Consider the following 21,619-nt stretch of genomic DNA (forward strand, 5'->3'; position numbering starts at 1 on the left):
ATCACGCTGAACCAGACCGGGCGCGAGCTGGAATGTATGCTTCTGATGATGCTGATCTATCTGTCCATAAGTCTGATGATCTCGGCGGTGATGAACATGTACAACAATTCCGTCCAGCTGAAGGCGCGCTGACATGGACCAGGGTTTCAACAGAACCGAGATGCTTCCGCCGCTGCCGCCGCCGATCACCGAACGCGGCGCGGTCAAATGGATGCGCGAGAACCTGTTCTCGACACCCCTCAACATTGTGCTGACCGTCCTGGGCGCGCTGTTTGTCTACTGGATCATCGCATCGTCGCTGCCCTGGTGGCTGAATTCCGTCTGGAACGCCGAAAGCCTGTCGCAGTGTCGCGAGATCGTACAGGCGCGCGCCGGCGAAGGCGCGACCGGGGCGTGCTGGGCCTCGATCCGGGTGTGGTGGGGGGCCTTCCTGTTCGGCTTCTACCCGCCGGCCGAATGGTGGCGTCCGATCCTGGCCTTCGGGCTGTTGTTCGCGGCCCTGGCCCCCGTGCTTTATTCCGGACAAAAGCGCAACCTGAGCCTTCTTCTGGGCGCTGTGGCGGCCTTCCTGCTGCTTACGCTGTATCTGTCGCAGGCGCCCGCGTCGGCCTTTGTGCTGGCGATGGCTCTGGTTGCGGGGCTGATCGCGCTGGCGCAGGTCCTTCCCGGCAAGCTCTTGTGGTTCACGCTGATCTATCCGGCACTGTGCTTCTGGCTGCTTTGGGGTGGGTCGATCTGGTCGCCCATCGTGGCGATGGCAGGCTTTGCGGTCCTTTATGCGGTGTTCCGCCTGGCCTCTCCCCTGATCGGGCTTGCACCGGCGGCCGGGGCCGGCATCGTCGCGGCGGCGCTGTGGTGGCTGTATCTGGACGTGCCGCTGGTCAACGCCGTCCATGCGATGCTGCCGCTGGAGATCCTGGCGATCAATTCGGACCAGTTCGGCGGCTTTCTTCTGGCCACCGTGATTGGCGTCACCGGCATCAGCTTCTCGCTGCCCATCGGCATCCTTTTGGCGCTGGGCCGGCAGTCGGACATGCTGATCGTCAAGACACTGTCCGTGGGCTTCATCGAGTTCGTGCGCGGGGTGCCGCTGATCACGCTGCTGTTCACGGCCTCGCTTCTGCTGCAGTACTTCCTGCCGCCGGGGACGAACTTCGACATCATCCTGCGCGTGATCATCCTGGTCACCTTCTTCGCCGCGGCCTACCTGGCCGAGGTGATCCGGGGGGGCCTTGCCGCCCTGCCGCGCGGTCAGTACGAGGCCGCCGACGCGCTGGGCCTTGACTACTGGCGGGCGCAGCGCCTGATCATCCTGCCGCAGGCGCTGAAGGTTTCGATCCCGGCGATCGTCTCGACCTTCATCGGGCTGTTCAAGGACACGACGCTGGTCAGCTTCGTCGGTCTGATGGACCCGTTGCGCGGCGTGACCACGATCCTGCGCGCCGACATCAACTGGAAGGGCATCTACTGGGAGCCCTACATCTTTGTCGGCGCAATCTTCTTTCTCATCTGCTTCGGCATGTCGCGGTACTCGATGTACCTGGAACAGAAGCTGAAGACCGATCACCGTTAAGGGCACATCATGGCAGACGCAGCAAAGATGCAGATCTCGGACGAAGTCGCGATCCAGATCACCAGCATGAACAAGTGGTACGGTCAGTTCCACGTCCTGCGGGACATCAACATGACCGTGCAGCGGGGCGAGCGGATCGTGATCTGCGGTCCGTCGGGGTCGGGCAAGTCGACGCTGATCCGCTGCATCAACCGGCTGGAGGAACACCAGCAGGGCCAGATCATCGTCGACGGGACGGAACTGACCAACGATCTGAAGAACATCGACAAGGTCCGGTCCGAGGTGGGGATGGTGTTCCAGCACTTCAACCTGTTCCCGCACCTGACGATCCTGGAGAACCTGACGCTGGCGCCGATCTGGGTCCGCAAGGTGCCGAAGCGGGAAGCGGAAGAGACCGCGATGTACTTCCTGCAGAAGGTCAAGATCCCCGAGCAGGCGAACAAGTACCCCGGTCAGCTGTCGGGCGGTCAGCAGCAGCGCGTCGCCATCGCGCGGTCCTTGTGCATGAAGCCGCGGATCATGCTGTTCGACGAGCCGACCTCGGCGCTTGACCCCGAGATGATCAAGGAAGTGCTGGACACGATGATCCAGCTTGCCGAGGAAGGCATGACGATGATCTGCGTGACGCACGAAATGGGCTTTGCCCAGGCCGTTGCGAACCGGGTGATCTTCATGGACCAGGGCCAGATCGTCGAACAGAACGAGCCGAAAGAGTTCTTCTCGAACCCGAAAAGCGACCGGACCAAGCTGTTCCTCAGCCAGATCCTGGGCCACTGATCCGGCGCACGCCCTGCCGATGGTCGGCGTCCTGGGTCGTCAGGACGCCGATGGATTTGCCCCCCTCACAGCCTGGCAGCGTCGTTGCCAGGCCAGCGGCGGCGCATGGTCAGCCCGGTGTGTAGCTGGCGCGGCCTAGGCTGACAGCTTCGCCCGTCCGTGCGCTTTCCTGAGCTGCCAGTCCCATTGCGACGGCCCACCAGCCATCCTCTAGCGATACCTCTGGACCTTGGGTGCCCATCGCTGCCCGCTGAAAGCCCTGATGCTGGAAGAAGGTCGAGCCGTTGTGGTCCCCGGCCGCAAGCAGCTTCGGATCAACCGGGATCTCCAGTTCCATCGGCCCGGCGGGATGGCGGGGGCTGACGATGACCTTCGGCACCGGGGCCGCGCCAAGGTGTGCCGGCCAGAAGCGGCCCGGACCCGGGACCAGGCATTCGATCTTGCCCAGCGGACCCACGGCCGAGATTTCCTCTTGATAGCGGCTGCCTTCGGCGAACATGCACAGCTCCAGCATGGCCCGCAGACCGGATTCGAAGTCGACGATCACATAGGCGTGGTCCCAGATGTCGGACCGCTGCCCGTCATAGACTTCGTCCAGGTGGTTCACCGCCTGGCCGCCGCTGGCCATCACGCGGACCGGGTTGCAGCCCGCGACAAGGCGCATCAGATCGAAGAAATGGCAGCATTTCTCGACCAGGGTGCCGCCGGAGTTGCGGTTGAAGCGGTTCCAGTCGCCGACCTTTCGCAGGAAGGGAAATCGGTGCTCGCGGATCGTCAGCATCCTGACGCCGCCCGTTGCCGCCTGGGCTTCCCGCAAAAGATGCGCGACGGGGGGCATGTAGCGGTACTCCATCGCCACCCAGATCGGGGCAGGGTAGGCGGCGCGGAGGGCGGCCAGGCGGGGGGCGTCCGACGGGTCGGTGAACAGGGGCTTCTCGCACAGGACGGGCAGCGGCCGGATGCGGGCGATTTCCTCCAGCTGGGCAAGGTGAAGGTAATTCGGGCTGGCGATCAGCAGGCAGTTGACCTCGGGGACCGAAAGGACCTCGGCCACCGAGCCCACCATCCGCGCGTCGGGCACAAGGGCGGACGCCGCCGTGCGCATGTCCGGATCGGGTTCGAAGATCGCGGCCACGCTGGCCTGGTCCAGCAAGGCGATGTTGCGCAGATGCTCCTGCCCCATCATTCCGCAGCCGATGATCCCGTAGCGCAGCATGTCGTCTTCCTATTTCAGGCGCGCCACATAGCGCACGGTTTCAGGGTCATACCAGGTGAGCGAGGCTTCGACCGACCGGCCATCCTGCGCCCAGCTGATACGGGTGATCAGTGGCAAGGGGGTGCCCGGGCGGTGCGGAAACTCGGGCGGCGCCCAGTCGGGCAGGGGGCCCTGGCCGATGCTGTCCTCGGCGCGCGCGATCCAGATGCCAAGACGCTGGCGGTAGTAGAGGTAGAGCGATTCCAGCAGGTCGCCCGGCGCGATGCGGTCCGCCTCGGCGCCGTCCAGCCAGATTTCCTCGACCGCCGCGACCTGGCCCGACAGAAAGCGCAGGCGACGGATGCGGTGGCCTTCGGGATGCGCGCCAAAGGGCGGCAGGGCAGGGGTCTTCTTGCAGCGGTCCACCGAAAGGACCCGCGCCGTGGGCAGGCCGCCACCCTGCACCCGTTCCAGCCGGAACAGCGCATAGACCGAGGCCGCATCGGCCTTGGCCCGGATGTAGTTGCCGGACCCCTGGACCCGGTCCAGGAGGCCCTTTTCGGTCAGCGACTTCAGCGCCTGCCGCAGGGTGCCGACCGCAATTCCCATGTTCGCAGCCATGTCACGCTCGGGCGGCAGGCGTTCGCCGTCGATCAGGCGGCCGGCGGCGATGTCGCGGATCAGAAGCTCGGCGATCTGTTGATACAGCGGCAGCGAACCGGGGTGGGCCATAAGGTCGCATCCAGAATTGATACATGATTGATCTACATCAAAGCGAGTGCTACGCAAGAGGAAAGCCGCAGCCGGAGACAAGAGAATCATGTCGGTGGTCCCGATCACGTCGCCCGACCTGGACGCCTGCGAAGTCAGCTGGTTCGCGGCCCTGTGTTCAGACGATTACCAGTTCCTGGGCGTGCCGGATGGCGACCTGCGGTCCAGCTGGGCGCATTGTTCCGACATCGTGAAACGGGCCGAGGGGCACGGGTTTCGCAACATCCTGTGCCCGTCCTCATATCAAGTCGGGCAGGACACACTGTCCTTCGTCGCGGGCTGCGCGCCGATCACGGACCGGATCAATTTCCTGGCGGCCATCCGCTGCGGCGAGATGCAGCCGGTGATGCTGGCCCGCACCGTTGCCACGCTGGATCACATGCTGCAGGGGCGGTTGACGCTGAACGTCATCTCGTCGGACTTTCCGGGCGAGGTTGCGGACAGCGCCTATCGCTACAAGCGCAGTCATGAGGTGGTGGAGATCCTGCGTCAGGCCTGGACACAGGACCACATCGAATATTCGGGCGAGGTCTACCAGATCGCCAAGATCACGACCGATCCCGCGCGGCCCTACCAGCAGAACGGTGGCCCCTTGCTGTATTTCGGCGGCTATTCCCCCGACGCGCTGGAGCTGTGTGGGGCGCAGTGCGACGTCTACCTGATGTGGCCCGAGCCGATGGACATGCTCGCCAAGCGGATGCAGGACGTCCACGCCCGCGCCGCCGCGCATGGCCGGACGCTGGACTACGGGTTGCGGGTCCACATGATCGTCCGCGACACCGAGGCCGAGGCGCGGGACTATGCCGACTACATCGTGTCCAAGCTGGATGACGAATACGGCAAACTGATCCGCGACCGGGCACATGACTCGATCAGTCTTGGCGTGGCGCACCAGGCCCGCGCGCGGGAACTGGCCGACCAGTTCGGCTATATCGAACCCCATCTCTGGACCGGGATCGGCCGGGCGCGGTCGGGCTGCGGCGCGGCGCTTGTCGGATCGGTCGATCAGGTTATGTCCAAGCTTGAGGAATACCGGAAGATGGGCATCCGGGCCTTCATCTTCTCGGGCTATCCGCATCTGGACGAGTGCGACCATTTCGGTACCAAGGTCCTGCCCCAGCTGAAGACCTGCTCGCTGCCCCACGCTTATGGCCGGGTTCCGGCCACGACCCCCGCAACCCCCCTCGGGCTTGGAGTGCGCCGCTGATGGAACGTGTCACCCTGGGTCAGATCACGATGTCCCGCCTCGTCTACGGCATGTGGCGGCTGGGCGACGACCCGGATAGCTCGCCGGCCCATGTGCAAGCCAAGGTCGAGGCCTGCCTTGCACAAGGCATCACCACGATGGACCAGGCCGACATCTATGGTGGCTATACCGCCGAGACGCTGCTGGGTGCGGCGCTGAAGGCTGCGCCGGGACTGCGGGACCGGATCGAGATTGTCACCAAATGCGACATCGTCGCCCCTGTGGGTCGCCACTCGGCAGCGCGGGTGAAATACTACGACACTTCGGCGGCGCATATCACGGCGTCGGTCGAGGCCAGCTTGCGCGAGATGGCGACGGACCGGATCGACCTGCTCTTGATCCACCGGCCTGACCCCTTGATGGACCACCACGAGACGGGCCGCACACTGGATGCCCTTGTCGCCAGTGGGAAGGTGCGGGCCGTGGGCGTGTCGAACTTCCGGCCCTGGGATGTCTCGCTGTTGCAATCGGCCATGACGCAGCCCCTCGTCACCAACCAGATCGAACTGTCGCTGAACTGCCGTGCCCCCTTCACCAACGGCGATCTGGCTTTCCTGCAGGAACGCGCCATCGCCCCGATGGCCTGGAGCCCTCTGGCCGGTGGCCACCTGCGCGCCGAGGCGAACGACGGTCTCAGCGCCCGGCTGGATCAGATCGGCAAGGCGGCAGGCACCGACTGGACCGCCGTTGCCGTGGCCTGGCTCTTGCATCATCCGGCGAAGATCATTCCGGTTCTGGGCACCAACACGCTGACGCGGATTGCCACGATCTCGGACGCGCTGCGCGTGCCGATGGATCGCCAGACCTGGTTCGAGCTTCTGACCCTTGCCCAGGGGCACGAGGTGGCATGATGGCGGATGGCGGGCTTCAGATGACAGGGATCGTGCCGGACGCAGCCAACGCGCGGCTCTTCCGCGATGCACTGGGCCGCTTTGCCACCGGGGTGACGCTGGTCACGATCCAGGGGCCAGAGGGGCCGATGGGCTTTACCGCCAACAGTTTCGCCAGCCTGTCTCTGGACCCGCCCCTTGTGCTGTGGTCCCCCGCCAAGGCCTCGCAACGCTATCCGTTCTTTGCCGCCGCAAGGCACTATGCCATCCACGTGCTGGGGCAGGAACAGGCGGACTTGCCCGCCCGGTTTTCCCGCGGCGGCCTGGGGTTCGAGGGCCTGGACTGGCAGCCGAACGCCGAGGGTGTGCCGGCCTTGCCCGGCGCGCTGGCCCGCTTTGACTGCGCCCAGCACGCGACGCATGACGGCGGCGATCATCTGATCATCGTGGGACAGGTCCTGCGGCTGGCCCTGGAGGAGGGCGAGCCGCTGGTCTTCGCGAAAGGCAGGTTCGGAGGCTTTGCCGGCTGAAACACCCCCGGGGAGAGGGGGCGAAGGGAGGGAGACGTGACCGCACTTCTGGCCATCTGCAACGGCCTGGGCCTGATCAACGGCGCGCTTCTGGCGCTTGGCCGCTGGTTCGGGGCTGTCTGCCTTGGCCTGATGGTCGTGGTGATCCTGGCGCAGGTCTTCTTCCGCTATGTCGTGAACAATGCGCTGCCCTGGCCCGAGGAAGCCTCACGCTTCCTGATGATGTGGTCCACGGCGCTGATGGCCCCGACTGCCTTCCGGCGCGGGGGATTTGTCGCCATCGACATGGTGATCCGGCTTCTGCCGCGTCTGGTGGCGACCGGGTTGTCCGTCTTCCTGATGGGCGTGACGATCCTGGTTCTCTGGATCGCCCTTGGCATCGGCTGGTCCGAGGTGACGGGCCTTGGCGGCCGGTTCGAGACGGATTCCCTGCGCGTTCCGGTCAGCCTGGATCTGGCGACCTGGATGAAGGTGCCGAAGTCCTGGATGATGGCGTCGCTGCTGGTCGGGGTGGCGCTTCTCTTGCTGGTCGCCGTGGAACTGGCGCTGCGGAACCTTTACGCCCTGATCTGGGGCCCCGAGACGCTGCGCGAGATTGCCGGGACGATCACCTTGGGATCGGGGGCGGAATAGATGCTGTCCTTCTTCCTGCCCCTGTTCCTGGTCTTCCTGATGCTGGGCCTGCCGGTGGTCTTCGGCCTGCTGGCCGCGCCCGCGATCCTATTGTGGCTGAACGGGCAGGAACGCGACATCGTCCTTCTTTACCGCAACGTCTATGAGGGGATGAACTCGTTCCCGCTGATGGCGATCCCGTTCTTCATGCTGGCCGGAGAGTTGATGAACCGCGGCGGCATCAGCGCCCGGATCGTCGGCTTCGCGCAGGCGATGGTCGGGCACTTCCGGGGCGGGCTGGCGCAGGTGAACGTCGTCGACTCCATGCTCTTCGCGGGGATTTCGGGGTCGGCGGTCGCCGATGTCTCGGCTTTGGGGTCGATCATCATCCCGCAGATGGAGAAGAAGGGTTATCCCAAGCCCTTCGCCGCCGCGATCACCGCCGCCAGCGCGATCATCGGGCCGATCATCCCGCCGTCGGGCATCATGATCATCTACGCCTATGTCATGGGCGAAAGCGTTGCCGCGCTGTTTCTGGCCGGCATCGTGCCGGGTGTCCTGATCGGCATCGCCCTGATGATCACGATCAAGCTGATGGCTGACCGCTACAAGCTGCCCGAGGCTCTGCCACGTGCCACCTGGACCGATGCGGCCCGCGCCGGTGCTGCCGCCTTCTGGCCCCTGATGACCCCAGTCCTGCTGATGGGAGGCATCCTGTCGGGCGTCTTCACCCCGACCGAGGCGGCAGCCGTGGCCGTGGGCTACAGCTTCATCATCTCGATCTTCATCCTGAAGACGCTGACCTGGCGCGACATTCCGGGTGTGCTGACCCGCGCGGGCATCACCAGTTCGGTCGTCATGCTGCTGGTTGGTGCTGCGATGGCCTTTAAGACCGTCGCGGCGCTGGCGCATACGCCAGAGCTTCTGGCCTCGACCCTGCTCAGCATCACGGAAAACCCGCTTTTGCTGCTGCTGCTGGTGAACCTCCTTCTGTTCGTCGTCGGCATGTTCCTGGACGCGGGTCCCGCGATCATCATCCTGGGGCCGATCCTGGGGCCGATCTTCGCCTCGATGGGCGTGGACCCCGTGCACTTTGCCATCGTCATGGTGGTGAACCTGACCGTGGGCCTGCTGACCCCGCCGATGGGACTGGTGCTGTTCGCCACCTCGGCCGTGTCGGGCCTTAGGGTGGAAACCATCGCCCGCGCCGTTCTGCCGTTCCTGGCCGTCGAATTCCTGGTGATCCTGCTGATCACCTATGTCCCGGCCATCTCCCTGACCCTGCCCCGCCTTATGGGGTTCGTGGACTGACCCGTTCAACGCCAACAAGAAACCAACCGGAGGAACCATGCTGACATCATCCCTGAAATCCCTGGCGCTGGCCGCGCTTCTGGCGGGCACCGCCGGGGCGGCCTTTGCGCAGGACATCATGCTGCGCGCCACCGCCAACTCGAACGAGCAGGACGAGGATTACGACGGTCTCGTCGTCTTCAAGAACTATGTCGAGAACGCCTCGAACGGCGCGATCGGCGTCGAGATCTTCATGGGCACCCAGCTGTGCGCCAAGGGTGATGAATGCCTGGCGGGCGTGGCCGACGGCACGATCGACATCTATATCTCGACCAGCGGCGGGGCGGCGGGCCTGTTCCCCTATATCCAGGTTCTCGACCTGCCTTATCTGATGTCGGACGACCGCGTGGCCGAGGAAGTGCTGACCGGCACCGACTTTACCGCCAAGCTGCGGACGATGGCCTTGGCCGACAGCGGCGACAAGATCCGCCTGATGACCATCGGCAACACCGGCGGCTGGCGGAACTATGCCAACACCAAGAAGCGCATCGCCGCACCCGCTGACCTGGCGGGCCTGAAGATGCGGACTGTGCCCGCCGATCTGCCGCAGACGCTGGCGACCACGCTTGGCGCTTCGCCGACGCCGATCCCGTGGCCAGAGCTGTTCACCTCGTTGCAGACCGGGGTCGTGGAAGGCACGGCGAACGGGATCACCGACATCATGTCGATGAAATTCACCGATGCGGGGATCAAATACATGACTTTGGACGGCCACAGCTACATGGGGGCGTTCTGGTGGATGGGCAACGACCGCTTCAAGTCGCTGACGCCGGAACAGCAGCAGATTGTCGTGGATGGGTTTGCCGCCCTGCAGCAGGCGACCTTCGCCAGCCCCAAGCGCAAGGAAATCCAGGCCTATGCCGATTTCCGCGCTGCCGGGGGTGAGATCTACGTGCCCACCGCCGAGGAGAAAGCCGCCTTCAAGACCGCCGTCGACCCGGTGTTCGAGTGGTTCAAGGCCAACGTGAAGGGCGGCCCGGAAGTGCTGGACGCCTTCACCGCAGCCGTCGCGACGGCCGAGGCGGCGGTCGCTGCCGACCGCGCGGGCGAGATGAACTAAGCGCCTTTGCTGCAGGCAGGGTCCAACTGCCTGCAGCCCCATTTGCCGCGGATGATGCGGGCAGGGGTCCCTTTGCGCAGGTCCTGTTGCCCCGGCTTTTGCAGGACGGCCAAGGGACCGCGGATGTCAGTTTTTCCTGCCATCGGGTGTCAAATTCCGCCGTACCTGCAGCGCGAGGCGAACTTCGCGCTGCAGGTAGCTGTGGTCGGCGTCATGCTCCAGTTCGGCCCAGCTGTCGACCATCGCTTGCGCGTCCCAGCCAGGCGACAAAGCCTCGGCACGGTCCAGGTGGCGGGCCGCGGCTGTCGCGTCGCCCATTGCCGCATGGCAGGCGGCCAGGCGCGTCTCTTTCCAGGCGTCCAGGGCGGGCAGGCGCTGGATGCAGGCGATGGCCTCGGCATGATTGCCTGCGACGTGGTGCGCGATTGCCAGGTCGCCGTGATACCAGGCCGGGTGCAGGGGGTTGAGCCGGATCGCGGCGTTCAGACAGGCGATGCCCTCGTGCGGTTTGCCGCGCAGGGTCAGCACATATCCCAGTATGGCAAGCGGGTCCGGATCGGACGGGTTGGTTTCCACCGCTTTGCGCGCCGAGTATTCGGCCGCGTCGAACTCGCGCCGCCACAGGCGGGCCAGGGCAAGGATGGCGTGACAGCGCGCCTCGTCGGGCGCAAGCTCGACCCCGTGCAGCGCGTGGGAAAGTCCCCGGTCAAGCACGTCGGGAGGCGAGGCGTCATACCGGCCGACCGTCAGAATTGCGAGCCCGAGGTAGGCATGTCCCAGGGCAAAGCCAGGGTCCCGCGCGACGGTGGCGTGGAAGTGGTCGCAGGCCGCTTCGTTCACACCGGGTCCATAGCGGCGCAGCGCGGCGACGCCGGCCACGAAATGCCGCCAGGCCCCCAGATCGGCGCTGGGCGAGGCCGGGAGGAGTGCGGCGCGCTTCTGTTCGTCAAGGCTGAGGCGCGTGACGATGCGGTGGGGCAGGGCCGACAGCACCTCGGTCGGGCCATCGTCACCGACAAGGAAGGTTTCCGTCCAGATCTGCCGACCCGACGCGGTTTCGCACAGGGCGGGCGACAGGCGCAGGCCGTCCGGAACGCGCCGTGCCGGGCCCTCGACGAACCAGTCCGCACCCAGCTTGCGCGCGGCCTCTTGCGGGGGGATGTCCTCGGGGCGGCACTGGAAGGCCGAGTGTCGTGCGATGACCCGGACCAGACCATAGCGCCCCAGACACTGGCAGATTTCCTCGACGACGGCATCGGCCAGGGCGCGATCGTCCGGCCGGTCCGACAGGGTGAGGAACGGCAGCACGACCACGGTGGGCGGGCCGTCCTGCATGGGCATGGGCCGTGCCGCGTCGAGCATGTAGCCGCGCCGGGGAACCGTGCGGATCACGGCGTTGCCAAGCACGCGGCGCAGATCGCCGATGGCCTGCGTCAGCGAGTCTTCGGTCACGATCACATCGGGCCAGATCGCGGCCAAAAGCTCGTCCTTGCCGATGACGCGCCCGACATTTCGGGCGAAGTAGGACAGCAGGGCAAAGGTCTTGGCCCGCAGATGCACGGGCACGCCGTCATGGACAAGCGTGCCGCGTTGCAGATCAAGATCGTGGTCTGCGATCCTCATGGCCTACCCCTGTCAGGGTGTCATCAGCGAAGACCTGATGATCCGACCTGTCAAGCGTTCAGAAGCCAAGGATGCGCCGCAGCCATGTCCGGTCATCGCTCCACGGTGGTGCAGGCGCATGGACCGAGGGCATCAGGGCCAGGAAATCGCCTTCGGCGCAGCAATCCAGACTGCCCGCCTCAAGCAGCCGGTGGCGCAGATCGCCCAACGGCGGCAGATCGTCGGTCTGGGGGCCGCACATGGCGGCGGCGAAGTCCTGGGCGAGGATGACAGGATCATGAAGTGACATGGGACAGCTCCATCCGGGAGATGTCACCAGTGTTGGTCAGGACCCGGCCGGAGTCCTGAAAGACCGCCGAAGTCTTTCCGAAATCCGCGCAGTTGGAGGGCAGTCCGGTCTGCCGAGACCGAGGTGCTTATGCCGGTGCCATGCCGGTCGCGGGTTGTTCCAGCATCCGGTCCGCTGACGCGGCCAGAAGGTTGCGGACATAGTCGGTCTTCATCCGCGACTGGGCCAGGTCCTCGCGGGACAAGGCCTCGACGGCGCGGCCATCCTTCATCACCAGAACGCGGTCCGTCATGTAGTCGACGACGGCAAGGTCGTGGCTGACCATCAGGAAGGTCAGGCCGCGTTCGGCCCGCAGGCGGTTCAGAAGGTTCAGCACCTCGGCCTGGACGCTTGCATCCAGCGCACTGGTGGGTTCGTCCAGCAGCAGGATGCGTGGCTCCAGCATCAGGGCCCGCGCGATGGCGACGCGCTGGCGCTGACCGCCAGAAAGCTGGTGCGGATAGCGGAACCGGAACGAGGTCGGCAGACCCACGTCCTGCAAGGCGCGGATGACGCGGTCGTCTGCGCCACCGATCCCGTGGATGGCCAGGGGTTCGGACAAGGTGCGGTCGATGGTGTGGCGTGGGTGCAGGCTGGCGTAGGGGTCCTGGAACACCATCTGCACCCGGGTCGCAAACCCGGGGCCGCGGGGGGTCGGCAGCGGCTTGCCGCCGATCCGGATGGTCCCGGCCGACACGGGCGCCATGCCGCAGATCGCCCGCAGGATCGTCGATTTGCCCGATCCGCTTTCGCCGACCAGCCCGAAGCTTTCGCCTTCGGCCACCGTCAGGCTGACATCCTGGACTGCTCGCACCTCGCGGCCCTGGGCGCGGAAGGTGACGGAGAGGTTCTCGGTCTCGACCAGAGTCATTCCGCCCAGGCCCCCGTCCGGTCCAGCGTCGGCAGCGGACCGCGTGCGCCGCCGATGCGTGGCAGGCAGTTCAGAAGCCCGCGGGTATAGGGGTGCTGCGCCTGAAGCAGGTTTGCGGCCAGCAGTTCTTCGACCACCTTGCCCTTGTACATCACCAGAACGCGGTCGCAGAAACGGGCGACAAGGCGCAAGTCGTGGCTGATGAAGATCAGCCCCATGCCGCGGTCGCGGACCAGGTTGTCGAGGATTGAAAGCACCTCGGCCTGCACTGTGACATCAAGCGCGCTGGTCGGCTCGTCGGCGATCAGGAGGTCAGGTTCGGGGATCAGCATCATCGCGATCATCACCCGCTGGCCCATGCCGCCTGACAGTTCGTGCGGATAGGCTTCCATCACGCGGCCGGGGTCACGGATCTGGACCGCCTCCAGCGCGGCCATCGCCTTTGCTTCGGCATCCTTCCGGCCCAGCCCGTCGCGACGGCGGAGCCCCTCGGTCAGCTGGTCGCCCACGGTCATCACCGGGTTCAGGCTGTACTTCGGGTCCTGCATGACCATACCGATGCGCTTGCCGCGCAGGGCACGCATTTCGCGTTCGCTGGCGCCCATCAGGTCCTGCCCGTCAAAGACCATCCGGTCGGCCTGGATGCGCCCGGGGGGACGGATCAGGCGCAGCACGGCGCGGCCGGTCATCGTCTTGCCCGAGCCGCTTTCGCCGACGATCCCCAGACGCTCGCGGCCAAGCGAGAACGAGACGCCGCGCACCGCTTCGACCGGGCCGGTTTCGGTGTCGAAGGTCACGCGCAGGTTCTGGACGTCAAGCAGGGTCATTTCGGGGCGCTCTTGGGGTCAAGGACGTCGCGGAGGCCGTCGCCCAGAAGGTTGAAGCCAAGGGAGACGATGAAGATCGCCAGGCCCGGCATGGTGGCAACCCACCATTGTTCGAACAGGAACTTGCGGCCTGACGAGATCATCAGGCCCCACTCGGGCAGCGGGGGCTGGACGCCAAGGCCAAGGAAACCCAGGCCCGCCGCAATCAGGATCACGCCAGCCATGTCCAGCGTCACCCGGATGATCACCGAGGGCAGGCACATCGGCACGACGTGGCCCAGGATGATCCGCGGGGCCGACGCACCCTGCAGGCGGACGGCGGCGATGTAGTCCGAGTTGCGGATGGTCAGCGTCTCGGCCCGTGCGACGCGGGCATAGGGCGGCCAGGCGGTCAGCGCGATGGCGAGGACGGCATTCTCGATCCCCGGCCCCAGCACGGCAACCAGCGCCAGCGCAAGGATCAGGCGGGGAAAGGCCAGGAAGATGTCGGTCAGGCGCATGAGCACGGCGTCAAGCCAGCCGCCGAAATATCCCGCGACAGTGCCGATCAGCAGACCCAGCACCGGGGCCGTCACCATGACCAGCGCGATGATGTACAGCGTGATCCGCGCGCCGTGGATGATGCGGCTTAGGATGTCGCGGCCGAAATCATCGGTTCCAAGCCAGTGGCCCGGCGTGCCGGGCGGCTGCAGCCGGTTGCCCAGGTTCTGGACGAAGGGGTCGTGCGGGGCGATCCAGGGCGCGAAGATGGCCATGAAGACCAGGATGGCCACGATGATCAGCCCCGCCATCGCCAGCCGGTTCCTGCGGATGCGCAGCCAGGCCAGCCACATCTGCCCAAGCCGGGCCTGGCGGCGCGAAGTCGGGCTGGGGTCCTGCAGCCAGGCGCGAAGCGTGGTCATGTCCGCTCCGTCATGTGCGGGCCCTTGGATCGACAAGGCGGTAGATGATGTCCGACAGCATGTTGAGCGTGACGAAGACCACGCCCACCACCACGGTCCCCCCCAGCACGGCGGGCATGTCGGCGGCGAAGAGCGCATCGGTGATATAGCTGCCAAGTCCGGGCCAGGCGAAGATCGTCTCGGTCAGGACCGAACCTTCCAGAAGATAGGCGTAACTGAGGGCGATCACGGTGATCAGCGGCACCATCACGTTCTTCATCGCATGGACCCAGACCACCCGCCACTCCGGCATGCCCTTGACCCGGGCGGTGGTGATGTATTCCTGCCCAAGCTCGTTCATCATGAAGCTGCGGGTCATCCGGCTGATGTAGGCCATCGAGACATAACCCAGCAGACCGGCGGGCAGGATGATGTGGCTTATCGCGTTGGCGAAGACATCCCAGGCGCCGTTCAGGGCCGAATCGATCAGGATCATCCCGGTGTAGGAGGTGAGCGTGAACTCCATCATCATGTCGTAGGTCGGGTCCAGCCGACCGGGACCGGCGACCCAGTCAAGCTGGCCGTAGAAGACCAGAAGACCGATCAGGCCCAGCCAGAAGACCGGCATCGAATAGCCCATCAGGCCGACGACGCGGACGATCTGGTCGGCTATGCTGCCGGGACGCGTCGCGGCCAGCACGCCCGCGGGCACGCCGACGAGGGTCCCGAAAATGGTGCCAAGCGTCGCAAGCTCCAGCGTGGCGGGGAAGTAGCGCGCGATTTCCGAAGAGATGCTTTCCCCGGTGCGGATCGAGGTGCCAAGGTCGCCCTGGACCGCGTCGCGGACGTAGATCCAGAACTGCTGCCACATCGGCAGGTCCAGCCCCAGCCGGTCGCGCACCGCCTGGATCTGCGCTTCGGTCGCCCGCTCGCCCACGATGGACAGGACCGGGTCGATCGGCACGACACGTCCGATGATGAAGGTCACCAGAAGCAGACCAAGAAGCGTGATCGCAAGCGTGAACAGGCCGACACCAACCTGCTGCAGGATGCGCAGCAGGCGGCTCTCATGCTGGGGGACGGGGGATGCGGTCATTGCGGGACGGGGCCGCCGTGTGAATGCGGCGGCCCCTTTCGCTTACTTCGTGACGGTCCAGTAGCTGGCCGAGTCGGTCGCGCCGCCAGCGTAGAAGCCGTTCACATTGGCGCGCATCGCGTCCTGCCGGGCCTGCTGGAACATCAGGATGAAGGCCGAGTTGTCCCGCACCTTGCGCTGGATGTCGGCATACATCTCGGCGCGCTTGGCGCTGTCCTTCTCTTCGACCGCGGCGTTCGTGGCGGCGTTCAGTTCGGCACCCGGGTCCCATGCGGTCCGCCAGGCCAGATAGCCCGTCGCCTTGGCTTCGTCGCTGTTGTCGGGGTTCAGCGCGAAGGTCGAGGCGTTGGTATGCGGGTCGGGATAGTCCGGCCCCCAGGTCTGCAGCGTGATGTCATGCTGACGCCCGCGATACTTCTCCAGCCCCTGCGCGCCGTCGCCCACGTCCATGACCAGGTTGATCCCGGCCTGGGCGAAGGTGTTCTGGATCGAGGTGGCGATGTCCAGCCGCTCCTGGTTGTTGCGGACGGTGAAGCCGATCTCGATGGGCAGCGTCAGCCCGGATTCCGCCATCAGCGCCTTGGCCTTTTCGATATCCAGGCCGTAGGGGTTTTCGTCCAGCGCGCCAAGGAAGCCCTTGGGCAGGAAGTTCTGGTGCACGACCCACTGACCCGACAGGATGCTGTCCTGCATGCCGGTGTAATCAATGGCCCAGCGCATCGCTTCCTGGACCTTGGGGTTCGCCAGTTCTTCCTTCTTCTGGTTCAGCGCAAGATAGTAGACCTGCCCGCCGACGTCGCTTTGCACCTTGAGGTCGGCATTGCCGGTGACCCCGGCGATGTCGGTCGGCGTCATCTCGCGGGCGATGTCGATGTCGCCCTTTTCGAGCAGCAGACGCTGGGTCGCGCCTTCGGGAATGTGCTGCATGAAGACGTTCTTGATCGCCGCATCACCGCGCCAATGGCCTTGGCGCGCCTCAAGCACATATCCCTCGTTCGGCTTGAAGCTTTTCAGCACATAGGCCCCGGTTCCGGCGCTGTTGGCCTTGAGCCAGGCATTGCCCATGTCGCCCTCGACCTCGTTCGCCATGACGGTCTTCATGTCGACGATGTTGGCCACGCCCGCCGTCAGGCAGTTGTAGACGAAGGACGGGGCATAGGCCTTGTCGGTCTTCAAGGTGACGGTGTCGCCCTCGAAGGTGATCATCTGGTCGACGTTTTCGGGGGTAAGGCCGAACTGGGTCAGGATGAAGGCCGGGGTCTTGTTCAGCTTGACCACCCGGCGCAGCGATCCTGCCGCGTCTTCCGCCGTCAGCGGGTTGCCGGAGGAGAAGGTGATCCCCGACTTGATCTTGAAGGTGTAGGTCATGCCGTCATCGGCCACGGACCAGCTTTCGGCAAGGCCCGGCACCAACTCGCCCGGTTTGGCCGGGTCAAGCTCGACCAGGGTGTCGTAGACGTTGTTGTTCAGGTCGACGCCCGAAAACTCGAACGCTTCGTGCGGGTCGATCGACACGATGTCGTCGATGGCATCGGCGACCACCAGCGTCTCAGCCGGTGTTTCGGCCATCAGCGCGGTCACCGAGGTTCCGGCAAGCAACACGGCCAGCGTTGCAGCACGGGTAAAACCATGCTTCAGCTGCATCTTCATACTCCCGATTGTTTTTGCGGATCTTGCTGAGTCCGCCACACCCCCAAGGAGGCCCAACTGCCCGGCAAGTGTCAAACGGTTTCTCAACGCTGAGTTGGGTTTAGCCGGGGCGGGCCTGGGCCGGTGGGTCAAAGCGGGATGGCGGATTCCAGTGTCGCGCCGGGCAGCTGGTCGCACAGGGCAGCAATCCGGTCCTTGACATCCATCAAGCACGCGGCGGTCGACAGCGCATCGGCCAGCGCCGCCGATCGGGCCGAGATCGAGATGGAACGCCAGATCAGTCGGGTGGGGCGGCCCAGCGCAGGATCAATGATGTGGCTGGTGCGCCCATCGCCGCCAAAGGTCATTCCCAGTGGGGACGAGGTGGCAAGGGCGCGGCCCACCAGCGGGATTTCGCGGTCGGGAAGCTGGACGGGCCAGCGGCCTTCCGGCAGGGCGCGCAGCTCTCCGGTATCAATCAGCGCGCGGGTCAGGCCGTGGCTGGACAGAAGCGCCGCGACCCGGTCGGCGATGTAGCCCTGCGCGATGCCGTTCAGCGTCAAAGCCATGCCGGGGCGCAGAGTTATGGCGTCCGCTGACAGGCTGACACCGTCCCAGCCGGTGCGGGCCTTGGCCTTGGCGCGTTCCGGGTCCGACAGGGGGAGACCGCGTTCGGTCGCCAGGGCTTCGGCCGCCCAAAGGGGCTGGATGGTCGGGTCAAACCGCCCCTCGCTGGCCGAATGGACTGCGCTGGCAAGGCTGAGGCAATCCAGAAGTTCGAAGGGCGGCTCGCGCAGCGTCCCGTCCCGGTTCAGGCGGCTCAGGTCGGAACCCGGCAAGTAGATCGAGAAGATGCCCTCAAGCCGCCGGATCTCGGCCATCGCAAGGGCCGCCAGGCGGGCGCCGTCGGGGTGGTGCAGGCGCAGGGTGACCTTGGCCCCCAGCGCAATGCCGGTTTCGACATGCAGGTCAGACTTGGCCAGCGCCATCGAGGGCGCAAGGGCGGCGGAAATTGCGATGAAACGGCGGCGGGTCAACATGGCTTCAGCCCTCGGGTTTGTCGGAAAGCGCTTTCAGGCGGCGGGCATAATCATCCGCGCCTCCGGCAGCGGCAGAGATCGGCGCGGTGACGGCGCTGTCGGGGATCTCGTCCAGAGCCATCACCATGCCACCCCGCGCGGCGGCAAAGGCCTGCGCTTCGGCAGGGTCGGCAAAGGGCACCACTTCCGGCGCGCCCATCCCGCCGGTGATGGCGGCACCGACGACGTAATGGGCCGTGCGGGCGTCGATCCAGTTGGCGATGCCGGGCTCGGCCCAGGTCGCGCCCTCGGCCCCCATGTCGCTGACATAGATCGCCAGGACCGTGCCGCTTTGCTCGGGCAGGCGCAGGTAGACGACCAGATCGCTGACCTGGCTGAAGAAGAGCGGCATCGCGGGCAGTCCCTCCAGATGCACCTGACCCTTGGGGCCCTCATGCTCCAGAAGGTTCATCTGGCAGAAATGGCCCACCGTCTCGGGCGTCAGCGGCAGGGGGTCGAGGTTCTGGGCGGCCTCTTCCTGGCAGGCCGCCAGCAACAGGACGAAAAGCAGCGCGCGTTTCATGGGGTGACCTTTCGGAAGGCGGCCGCAGCCAGCGCCAGCGCGGCAAGCGGCCAAAGAAGGACAGACGCCAGCGATTGCCACAGCGGAATGGCGTCGGCAGCGCCGCCGATGCCGGCCGCAGCCGCAGTCGCGCCCGAGGCTGAGAGGTTGAACAGCCGGAAGGCATCGGCGGGGTTCAGGAGCAGGGCCACGGGGAAGGCCTTGGTGGTGAACCAGCCGCCGTTGTCGGCCACGATGGCGGACAGAAGGGCAAGGTCGTACAGCACCACCAGGCCCAGCCACAGGCCGATGGCCATCCCGGCCGCACCCGACGGACGGCGGGACAGCGACGACAGCGCATAGCCAGCGCCAAGGAAGGTCGCGCCCAGCAGGATCGACGACCAGCTGAGGCGGATCAGCGCGGGCAGACCGGCGACGGCGTTTTCGTCGGTCCAGAACGCCACGGCGGCGGCAAGGCTGTGTCCGACAAGGACCGCCACGGCCAAGATGCCAAGGTGGGCGAGCAGCTTGCCGATCAGCACCTCTTCCCGCGCGATGGGATAGGCCAGCAGCAGGGGAAGCGTCCCGCGTTCCGATTCCCCGGCGATGGCGTCAAAGCTCATCAGAAGGGCGAGAAGCGGGATGAGATAGACCGACAGCGAGGTCAGCGAGGCCACGATGACCGACAGGCGGTCGACGCCCAAGCCCCCGGTCGGGGCGGACCCAGCCAGCGACAGCACCAGCGAGAAGACAGCCATCAGCGCCAGCGCGATGGCGACCCAGCGGTTGCGCAGCGCGATGCGGAATTCGGTGGCGGCGGTGGACAGGATGCGGGTCATGGCTGCGGCCCCCGGCTGAAATGGGCGTAAAGGTCTTCCAGGCTGGGGGGCAGGACGTCGAGGTCGGCGACCTTGTCCCCCAGCCCCGCGATCCGGCCCAGCGTCTGCAGCTTGGCCGATTGCGGACAGGTCAGATGCAGCGCGCCATCGACCAGAATGGCCCCCGGCAGTTGGGCGGCGATGTCCGACGCATATCCGTTCCGGGCGGTCACATGCAGCATCACCGGCAGGTCAGCCCGGCGGCGCAGGTCGCCAAGCGTGCCCTCGGCCACCAGCCGTCCCCTGGACAGGATCACGATGCGGTCGGTCCGCGCCTCGACTTCCGTCAGCGCATGGGACGACAGCAGGATCGAGGCACCGTGGGCGGCAAGGTCATCCAGAAGCGCATAGAATTCGCGCCGCGATACGGGATCAAGGCCCGAGGTCGGCTCGTCCAGCACCAGCAGGCGCGGGTGGCCGATCAGGGCCTGCGCCAGACCGACGCGCTGGCGCATGCCCTTGGAATAGGTGCCGATCCGGCGGCGTGCGGCGGCCTCAAGCCCGACCTTTTCCAAGAGACCCATCGCCAGGGCCGGGCTTTCCCCCCGCAGGCGCAGGTAGTGGCGGATCTGTTCCAGCCCGGTCAGCGCGGGGTGGAAGGCCGCGTTCTCGGGCAGATAGGCCACGGCAGACCGCGCGGCGGAGGACCCAGGCGTGGCGTCGCAGATCGAGACCTGACCGCTGGTCATCGGAATGAGCCCGAGGATGATCTTCATCAGCGTCGACTTGCCCGCCCCGTTGTGGCCCAGCAAAGCGACCCGTTCCCCGGGGGCGACGGACAGGCTGACCCCGGTCAGGGCCGCCACCTCGCCAAAGCGTTTAGTGAGATCCGAGATCGTCAAGGTCGGTGTCATCATAGTGGCCTTCGGTCCAACGCCCCGCGACTTCGGCTTCAAGCGCCAGGATGTCGTCGGGGACAGGAATGGTGAGGGGGGTCATCAGCGGGTGGCTGTCGGTCACACCGCCCGGCATGATTGCCGGAAAGGACGACTGCGACCAGCGCACCAGCTGCACGGCGGGCGCGCCGGTCAGAAGTGCTGCGGCGGGTTGCGACCACAGGATATGGTCCATCAGGTCATTGGGGCGAAAGACGCCATCGGCGATGCCGTCGCCGTTCAGGTCGAAGGCGGGGTGGTCGGACCAGAAGTTGCCGCGCCCCTCGTAGCTCCACTCCATGAAGCGGGTGCCGACGTATTTCACCTGCTCCTGGTTGCCCAGGAACGCGTTGCCGGTCAGCAGGTTGCGTTCCGACCCGGCGGTGAAGTGGATGCCGATGCCGCAGCCCTCGAAGCGGTTGCCGAAGACAAGGTTCTTGTGGGCGTTGTAGATGAAAAGGCATTTCTTGCTGCCGCCGCGCACCAGGTTTCCGGCCACATCGGCGCCGTTGGCAAAGTTCAGCATCACCCCGTGTTCGCGGTCGCCCAGCGACAGGTTGTCCCTTACCACCACGCGGTCCGAGAACATGATCGCGAACCCCAGGTGGTTGCCGATGCTGACGTTGCCCGACACCTCGCTGTCATGCGTGTACATGTAATGAACGCCAAAGCGCAGGTCGCGGAAGGTGTTGTTGCGGTAGGTGCCCTTCTTCGAGGCGTTGGAGAAGATCCCGTCGCGGCCCCAGCGCACCGTGTTGCCCTCGATCACCGTGCCGGGGCTGTTCCAGATATAGATGCCGTTGCCGCGTTCGTTCATCCGGTGATTCTGGCGGCCTTCGATGCTGTTGCCAGTGACCAGCGTGTCAACGCCCCCGTGCACGTCCACGCCATGCATGTTGTCGGTCAGCCGGTTGCCCTGAATCCGGGCGCGGTCGGCGCCCTTTGCGATCTTGATGCCCGAGTCGATGGCCTGGTTGTCGCTGCCCGACCCGGTGACGTGCAGGCCGGTCAGCACCACGTCAGCCGCCGTGACGGTGATCACGCTGCCCCGGCCCTGGCCCTCCACGGTGGCCAGACCGTCGCCCC

The 21,619-nt window shown here is 65.9% G+C and carries 22 protein-coding genes and 1 pseudogene; 9 read left to right on the forward strand and 14 right to left on the reverse strand.

All coding sequences use genetic code 11. From position 1 onward, the window contains the following. The 3 genes and pseudogenes from U1E69_RS21920 to U1E69_RS21930 all read left to right on the forward strand — a co-directional run. Nucleotides 1-132: pseudogene (locus U1E69_RS21920) on the forward strand (amino acid ABC transporter permease); the annotation flags it as partial. A gap of 1 nt (nucleotide 133) precedes the next feature. Beyond that, complete coding sequence (locus U1E69_RS21925) at nucleotides 134-1,573, forward strand: amino acid ABC transporter permease (protein WP_322246624.1); 1,440 nt, start codon at nucleotides 134-136, stop codon at nucleotides 1,571-1,573. A gap of 9 nt (nucleotides 1,574-1,582) precedes the next feature. After that, nucleotides 1,583-2,350, forward strand: a complete 768-nt coding sequence (locus tag U1E69_RS21930; RefSeq protein WP_322246625.1) for an amino acid ABC transporter ATP-binding protein — start codon at nucleotides 1,583-1,585, stop codon at nucleotides 2,348-2,350. A 109-nt stretch (nucleotides 2,351-2,459) separates the two neighbouring features. Here U1E69_RS21930 and U1E69_RS21935 read toward each other — a convergent pair whose 3' ends face one another. Together U1E69_RS21935 and U1E69_RS21940 are read right to left on the reverse strand one after the other, a co-directional pair. Then, nucleotides 2,460-3,566 (reverse strand): Gfo/Idh/MocA family oxidoreductase, encoded by a 1,107-nt coding sequence (locus U1E69_RS21935; RefSeq protein WP_322246626.1) that lies wholly within the window; start codon nucleotides 3,564-3,566, stop codon nucleotides 2,460-2,462. A 9-nt stretch (nucleotides 3,567-3,575) separates the two neighbouring features. Continuing rightward, nucleotides 3,576-4,277, reverse strand: a complete 702-nt coding sequence (locus tag U1E69_RS21940; protein WP_322246627.1) for a GntR family transcriptional regulator — start codon at nucleotides 4,275-4,277, stop codon at nucleotides 3,576-3,578. A gap of 88 nt (nucleotides 4,278-4,365) precedes the next feature. Between U1E69_RS21940 and U1E69_RS21945 the strand changes: the two genes are divergently transcribed. The 6 genes from U1E69_RS21945 to dctP are packed head-to-tail and all read left to right on the forward strand — an operon-like array spanning nucleotide 4,366 to nucleotide 9,944. After that, entirely contained in the window at nucleotides 4,366-5,523 is a 1,158-nt protein-coding gene (locus U1E69_RS21945) for an LLM class flavin-dependent oxidoreductase (RefSeq protein ID WP_322246628.1), read from the forward strand. After that, the gene (locus U1E69_RS21950) at nucleotides 5,523-6,413 is read left to right on the forward strand and encodes an aldo/keto reductase (protein WP_322246629.1); all 891 of its coding nucleotides are present in this window, start codon (nucleotides 5,523-5,525) and stop codon (nucleotides 6,411-6,413) included. The genes U1E69_RS21945 and U1E69_RS21950 overlap by 1 nt, the downstream gene beginning before the upstream one ends. After that, complete coding sequence (locus U1E69_RS21955) at nucleotides 6,410-6,922, forward strand: flavin reductase (RefSeq protein ID WP_416200320.1); 513 nt, start codon at nucleotides 6,410-6,412, stop codon at nucleotides 6,920-6,922. Before U1E69_RS21950 ends, U1E69_RS21955 begins: the two co-directional genes overlap by 4 nt. Nucleotides 6,923-6,958: 36 nt before the next feature. Further along, nucleotides 6,959-7,555 carry a TRAP transporter small permease gene (locus U1E69_RS21960; RefSeq protein ID WP_322246630.1) on the forward strand — a complete coding sequence of 199 codons (597 nt, stop codon included), beginning with the start codon at nucleotides 6,959-6,961 and terminating at the stop codon, nucleotides 7,553-7,555. Continuing rightward, the gene (locus U1E69_RS21965; protein WP_322246631.1) at nucleotides 7,556-8,845 is read left to right on the forward strand and encodes a TRAP transporter large permease; all 1,290 of its coding nucleotides are present in this window, start codon (nucleotides 7,556-7,558) and stop codon (nucleotides 8,843-8,845) included. Nucleotides 8,846-8,882: 37 nt separating this feature from the next. After that, complete coding sequence (dctP, locus tag U1E69_RS21970) at nucleotides 8,883-9,944, forward strand: TRAP transporter substrate-binding protein DctP (protein ID WP_322246632.1); 1,062 nt, start codon at nucleotides 8,883-8,885, stop codon at nucleotides 9,942-9,944. 126 nt (nucleotides 9,945-10,070) lie between these two features. Here dctP and U1E69_RS21975 read toward each other — a convergent pair whose 3' ends face one another. From U1E69_RS21975 to U1E69_RS22030, 12 genes are all read right to left on the reverse strand, one after another. After that, entirely contained in the window at nucleotides 10,071-11,567 is a 1,497-nt protein-coding gene (locus tag U1E69_RS21975; RefSeq protein WP_322246633.1) for a winged helix-turn-helix domain-containing tetratricopeptide repeat protein, read from the reverse strand. Between the two features lie 58 nt (nucleotides 11,568-11,625). After that, nucleotides 11,626-11,856, reverse strand: a complete 231-nt coding sequence (locus U1E69_RS21980) for a hypothetical protein (RefSeq protein ID WP_322246634.1) — start codon at nucleotides 11,854-11,856, stop codon at nucleotides 11,626-11,628. Nucleotides 11,857-11,983: 127 nt separating this feature from the next. After that, nucleotides 11,984-12,766: an ABC transporter ATP-binding protein gene (locus U1E69_RS21985; protein WP_322246635.1), complete on the reverse strand. Its 783-nt coding sequence runs from the start codon at nucleotides 12,764-12,766 to the stop codon at nucleotides 11,984-11,986. Beyond that, a complete protein-coding gene (locus tag U1E69_RS21990) occupies nucleotides 12,763-13,593 on the reverse strand; it encodes an ABC transporter ATP-binding protein (RefSeq protein ID WP_322246636.1) in 831 nt (276 codons plus the stop codon). Before U1E69_RS21990 ends, U1E69_RS21985 begins: the two co-directional genes overlap by 4 nt. Continuing rightward, complete coding sequence (gene nikC / locus U1E69_RS21995; protein ID WP_322246637.1) at nucleotides 13,590-14,495, reverse strand: nickel transporter permease; 906 nt, start codon at nucleotides 14,493-14,495, stop codon at nucleotides 13,590-13,592. Before nikC ends, U1E69_RS21990 begins: the two co-directional genes overlap by 4 nt. A gap of 10 nt (nucleotides 14,496-14,505) precedes the next feature. Beyond that, nucleotides 14,506-15,570 (reverse strand): ABC transporter permease, encoded by a 1,065-nt coding sequence (locus U1E69_RS22000; RefSeq protein WP_322246638.1) that lies wholly within the window; start codon nucleotides 15,568-15,570, stop codon nucleotides 14,506-14,508. A gap of 42 nt (nucleotides 15,571-15,612) precedes the next feature. After that, entirely contained in the window at nucleotides 15,613-17,214 is a 1,602-nt protein-coding gene (locus U1E69_RS22005; RefSeq protein ID WP_322246639.1) for an ABC transporter substrate-binding protein, read from the reverse strand. Between the two features lie 134 nt (nucleotides 17,215-17,348). Continuing rightward, nucleotides 17,349-18,239 carry an FAD:protein FMN transferase gene (locus tag U1E69_RS22010; protein WP_322246640.1) on the reverse strand — a complete coding sequence of 297 codons (891 nt, stop codon included), beginning with the start codon at nucleotides 18,237-18,239 and terminating at the stop codon, nucleotides 17,349-17,351. Between the two features lie 4 nt (nucleotides 18,240-18,243). Further along, nucleotides 18,244-18,801 (reverse strand): nitrous oxide reductase accessory protein NosL, encoded by a 558-nt coding sequence (locus U1E69_RS22015; protein WP_322246641.1) that lies wholly within the window; start codon nucleotides 18,799-18,801, stop codon nucleotides 18,244-18,246. After that, a complete protein-coding gene (locus tag U1E69_RS22020) occupies nucleotides 18,798-19,619 on the reverse strand; it encodes an ABC transporter permease (protein WP_322246642.1) in 822 nt (273 codons plus the stop codon). The genes U1E69_RS22015 and U1E69_RS22020 overlap by 4 nt, the downstream gene beginning before the upstream one ends. Further along, entirely contained in the window at nucleotides 19,616-20,512 is an 897-nt protein-coding gene (locus tag U1E69_RS22025; protein WP_322246643.1) for an ABC transporter ATP-binding protein, read from the reverse strand. The genes U1E69_RS22020 and U1E69_RS22025 overlap by 4 nt, the downstream gene beginning before the upstream one ends. Next, on the reverse strand, nucleotides 20,478-21,619 hold a 1,142-nt coding region (locus U1E69_RS22030), incomplete at its 5' end, for a nitrous oxide reductase family maturation protein NosD (RefSeq protein WP_322246644.1). The genes U1E69_RS22030 and U1E69_RS22025, both read right to left, overlap by 35 nt.

It is taken from the genome of Tabrizicola sp. (genome assembly GCF_034366665.1).
In the GTDB taxonomy this organism is placed as follows: domain Bacteria; phylum Pseudomonadota; class Alphaproteobacteria; order Rhodobacterales; family Rhodobacteraceae; genus Tabrizicola.

Bases quoted from the DNA above. Each gene is read 5' to 3' on its own strand.
- U1E69_RS21925 (WP_322246624.1), top strand. From the start codon at position 134: ATGGACCAGGGTTTCAACAGAACCGAGATGCTTCCGCCGCTGCCGCCG.
- U1E69_RS21930 (WP_322246625.1), top strand. From the start codon at position 1,583: ATGGCAGACGCAGCAAAGATGCAGATCTCGGACGAAGTCGCGATCCAG.
- U1E69_RS21935 (WP_322246626.1), bottom strand. From the start codon at position 3,566: ATGCTGCGCTACGGGATCATCGGCTGCGGAATGATGGGGCAGGAGCAT.
- U1E69_RS21940 (WP_322246627.1), bottom strand. From the start codon at position 4,277: ATGGCCCACCCCGGTTCGCTGCCGCTGTATCAACAGATCGCCGAGCTT.
- U1E69_RS21945 (WP_322246628.1), top strand. From the start codon at position 4,366: ATGTCGGTGGTCCCGATCACGTCGCCCGACCTGGACGCCTGCGAAGTC.
- U1E69_RS21950 (WP_322246629.1), top strand. From the start codon at position 5,523: ATGGAACGTGTCACCCTGGGTCAGATCACGATGTCCCGCCTCGTCTAC.
- U1E69_RS21955 (WP_416200320.1), top strand. From the start codon at position 6,410: ATGATGGCGGATGGCGGGCTTCAGATGACAGGGATCGTGCCGGACGCA.
- U1E69_RS21965 (WP_322246631.1), top strand. From the start codon at position 7,556: ATGCTGTCCTTCTTCCTGCCCCTGTTCCTGGTCTTCCTGATGCTGGGC.
- dctP (WP_322246632.1), top strand. From the start codon at position 8,883: ATGCTGACATCATCCCTGAAATCCCTGGCGCTGGCCGCGCTTCTGGCG.
- U1E69_RS21975 (WP_322246633.1), bottom strand. From the start codon at position 11,567: ATGAGGATCGCAGACCACGATCTTGATCTGCAACGCGGCACGCTTGTC.
- U1E69_RS21980 (WP_322246634.1), bottom strand. From the start codon at position 11,856: ATGTCACTTCATGATCCTGTCATCCTCGCCCAGGACTTCGCCGCCGCC.
- U1E69_RS21985 (WP_322246635.1), bottom strand. From the start codon at position 12,766: ATGACTCTGGTCGAGACCGAGAACCTCTCCGTCACCTTCCGCGCCCAG.
- U1E69_RS21990 (WP_322246636.1), bottom strand. From the start codon at position 13,593: ATGACCCTGCTTGACGTCCAGAACCTGCGCGTGACCTTCGACACCGAA.
- nikC (WP_322246637.1), bottom strand. From the start codon at position 14,495: ATGACCACGCTTCGCGCCTGGCTGCAGGACCCCAGCCCGACTTCGCGC.
- U1E69_RS22000 (WP_322246638.1), bottom strand. From the start codon at position 15,570: ATGACCGCATCCCCCGTCCCCCAGCATGAGAGCCGCCTGCTGCGCATC.
- U1E69_RS22005 (WP_322246639.1), bottom strand. From the start codon at position 17,214: ATGCAGCTGAAGCATGGTTTTACCCGTGCTGCAACGCTGGCCGTGTTG.
- U1E69_RS22010 (WP_322246640.1), bottom strand. From the start codon at position 18,239: ATGTTGACCCGCCGCCGTTTCATCGCAATTTCCGCCGCCCTTGCGCCC.
- U1E69_RS22015 (WP_322246641.1), bottom strand. From the start codon at position 18,801: ATGAAACGCGCGCTGCTTTTCGTCCTGTTGCTGGCGGCCTGCCAGGAA.
- U1E69_RS22020 (WP_322246642.1), bottom strand. From the start codon at position 19,619: ATGACCCGCATCCTGTCCACCGCCGCCACCGAATTCCGCATCGCGCTG.
- U1E69_RS22025 (WP_322246643.1), bottom strand. From the start codon at position 20,512: ATGACACCGACCTTGACGATCTCGGATCTCACTAAACGCTTTGGCGAG.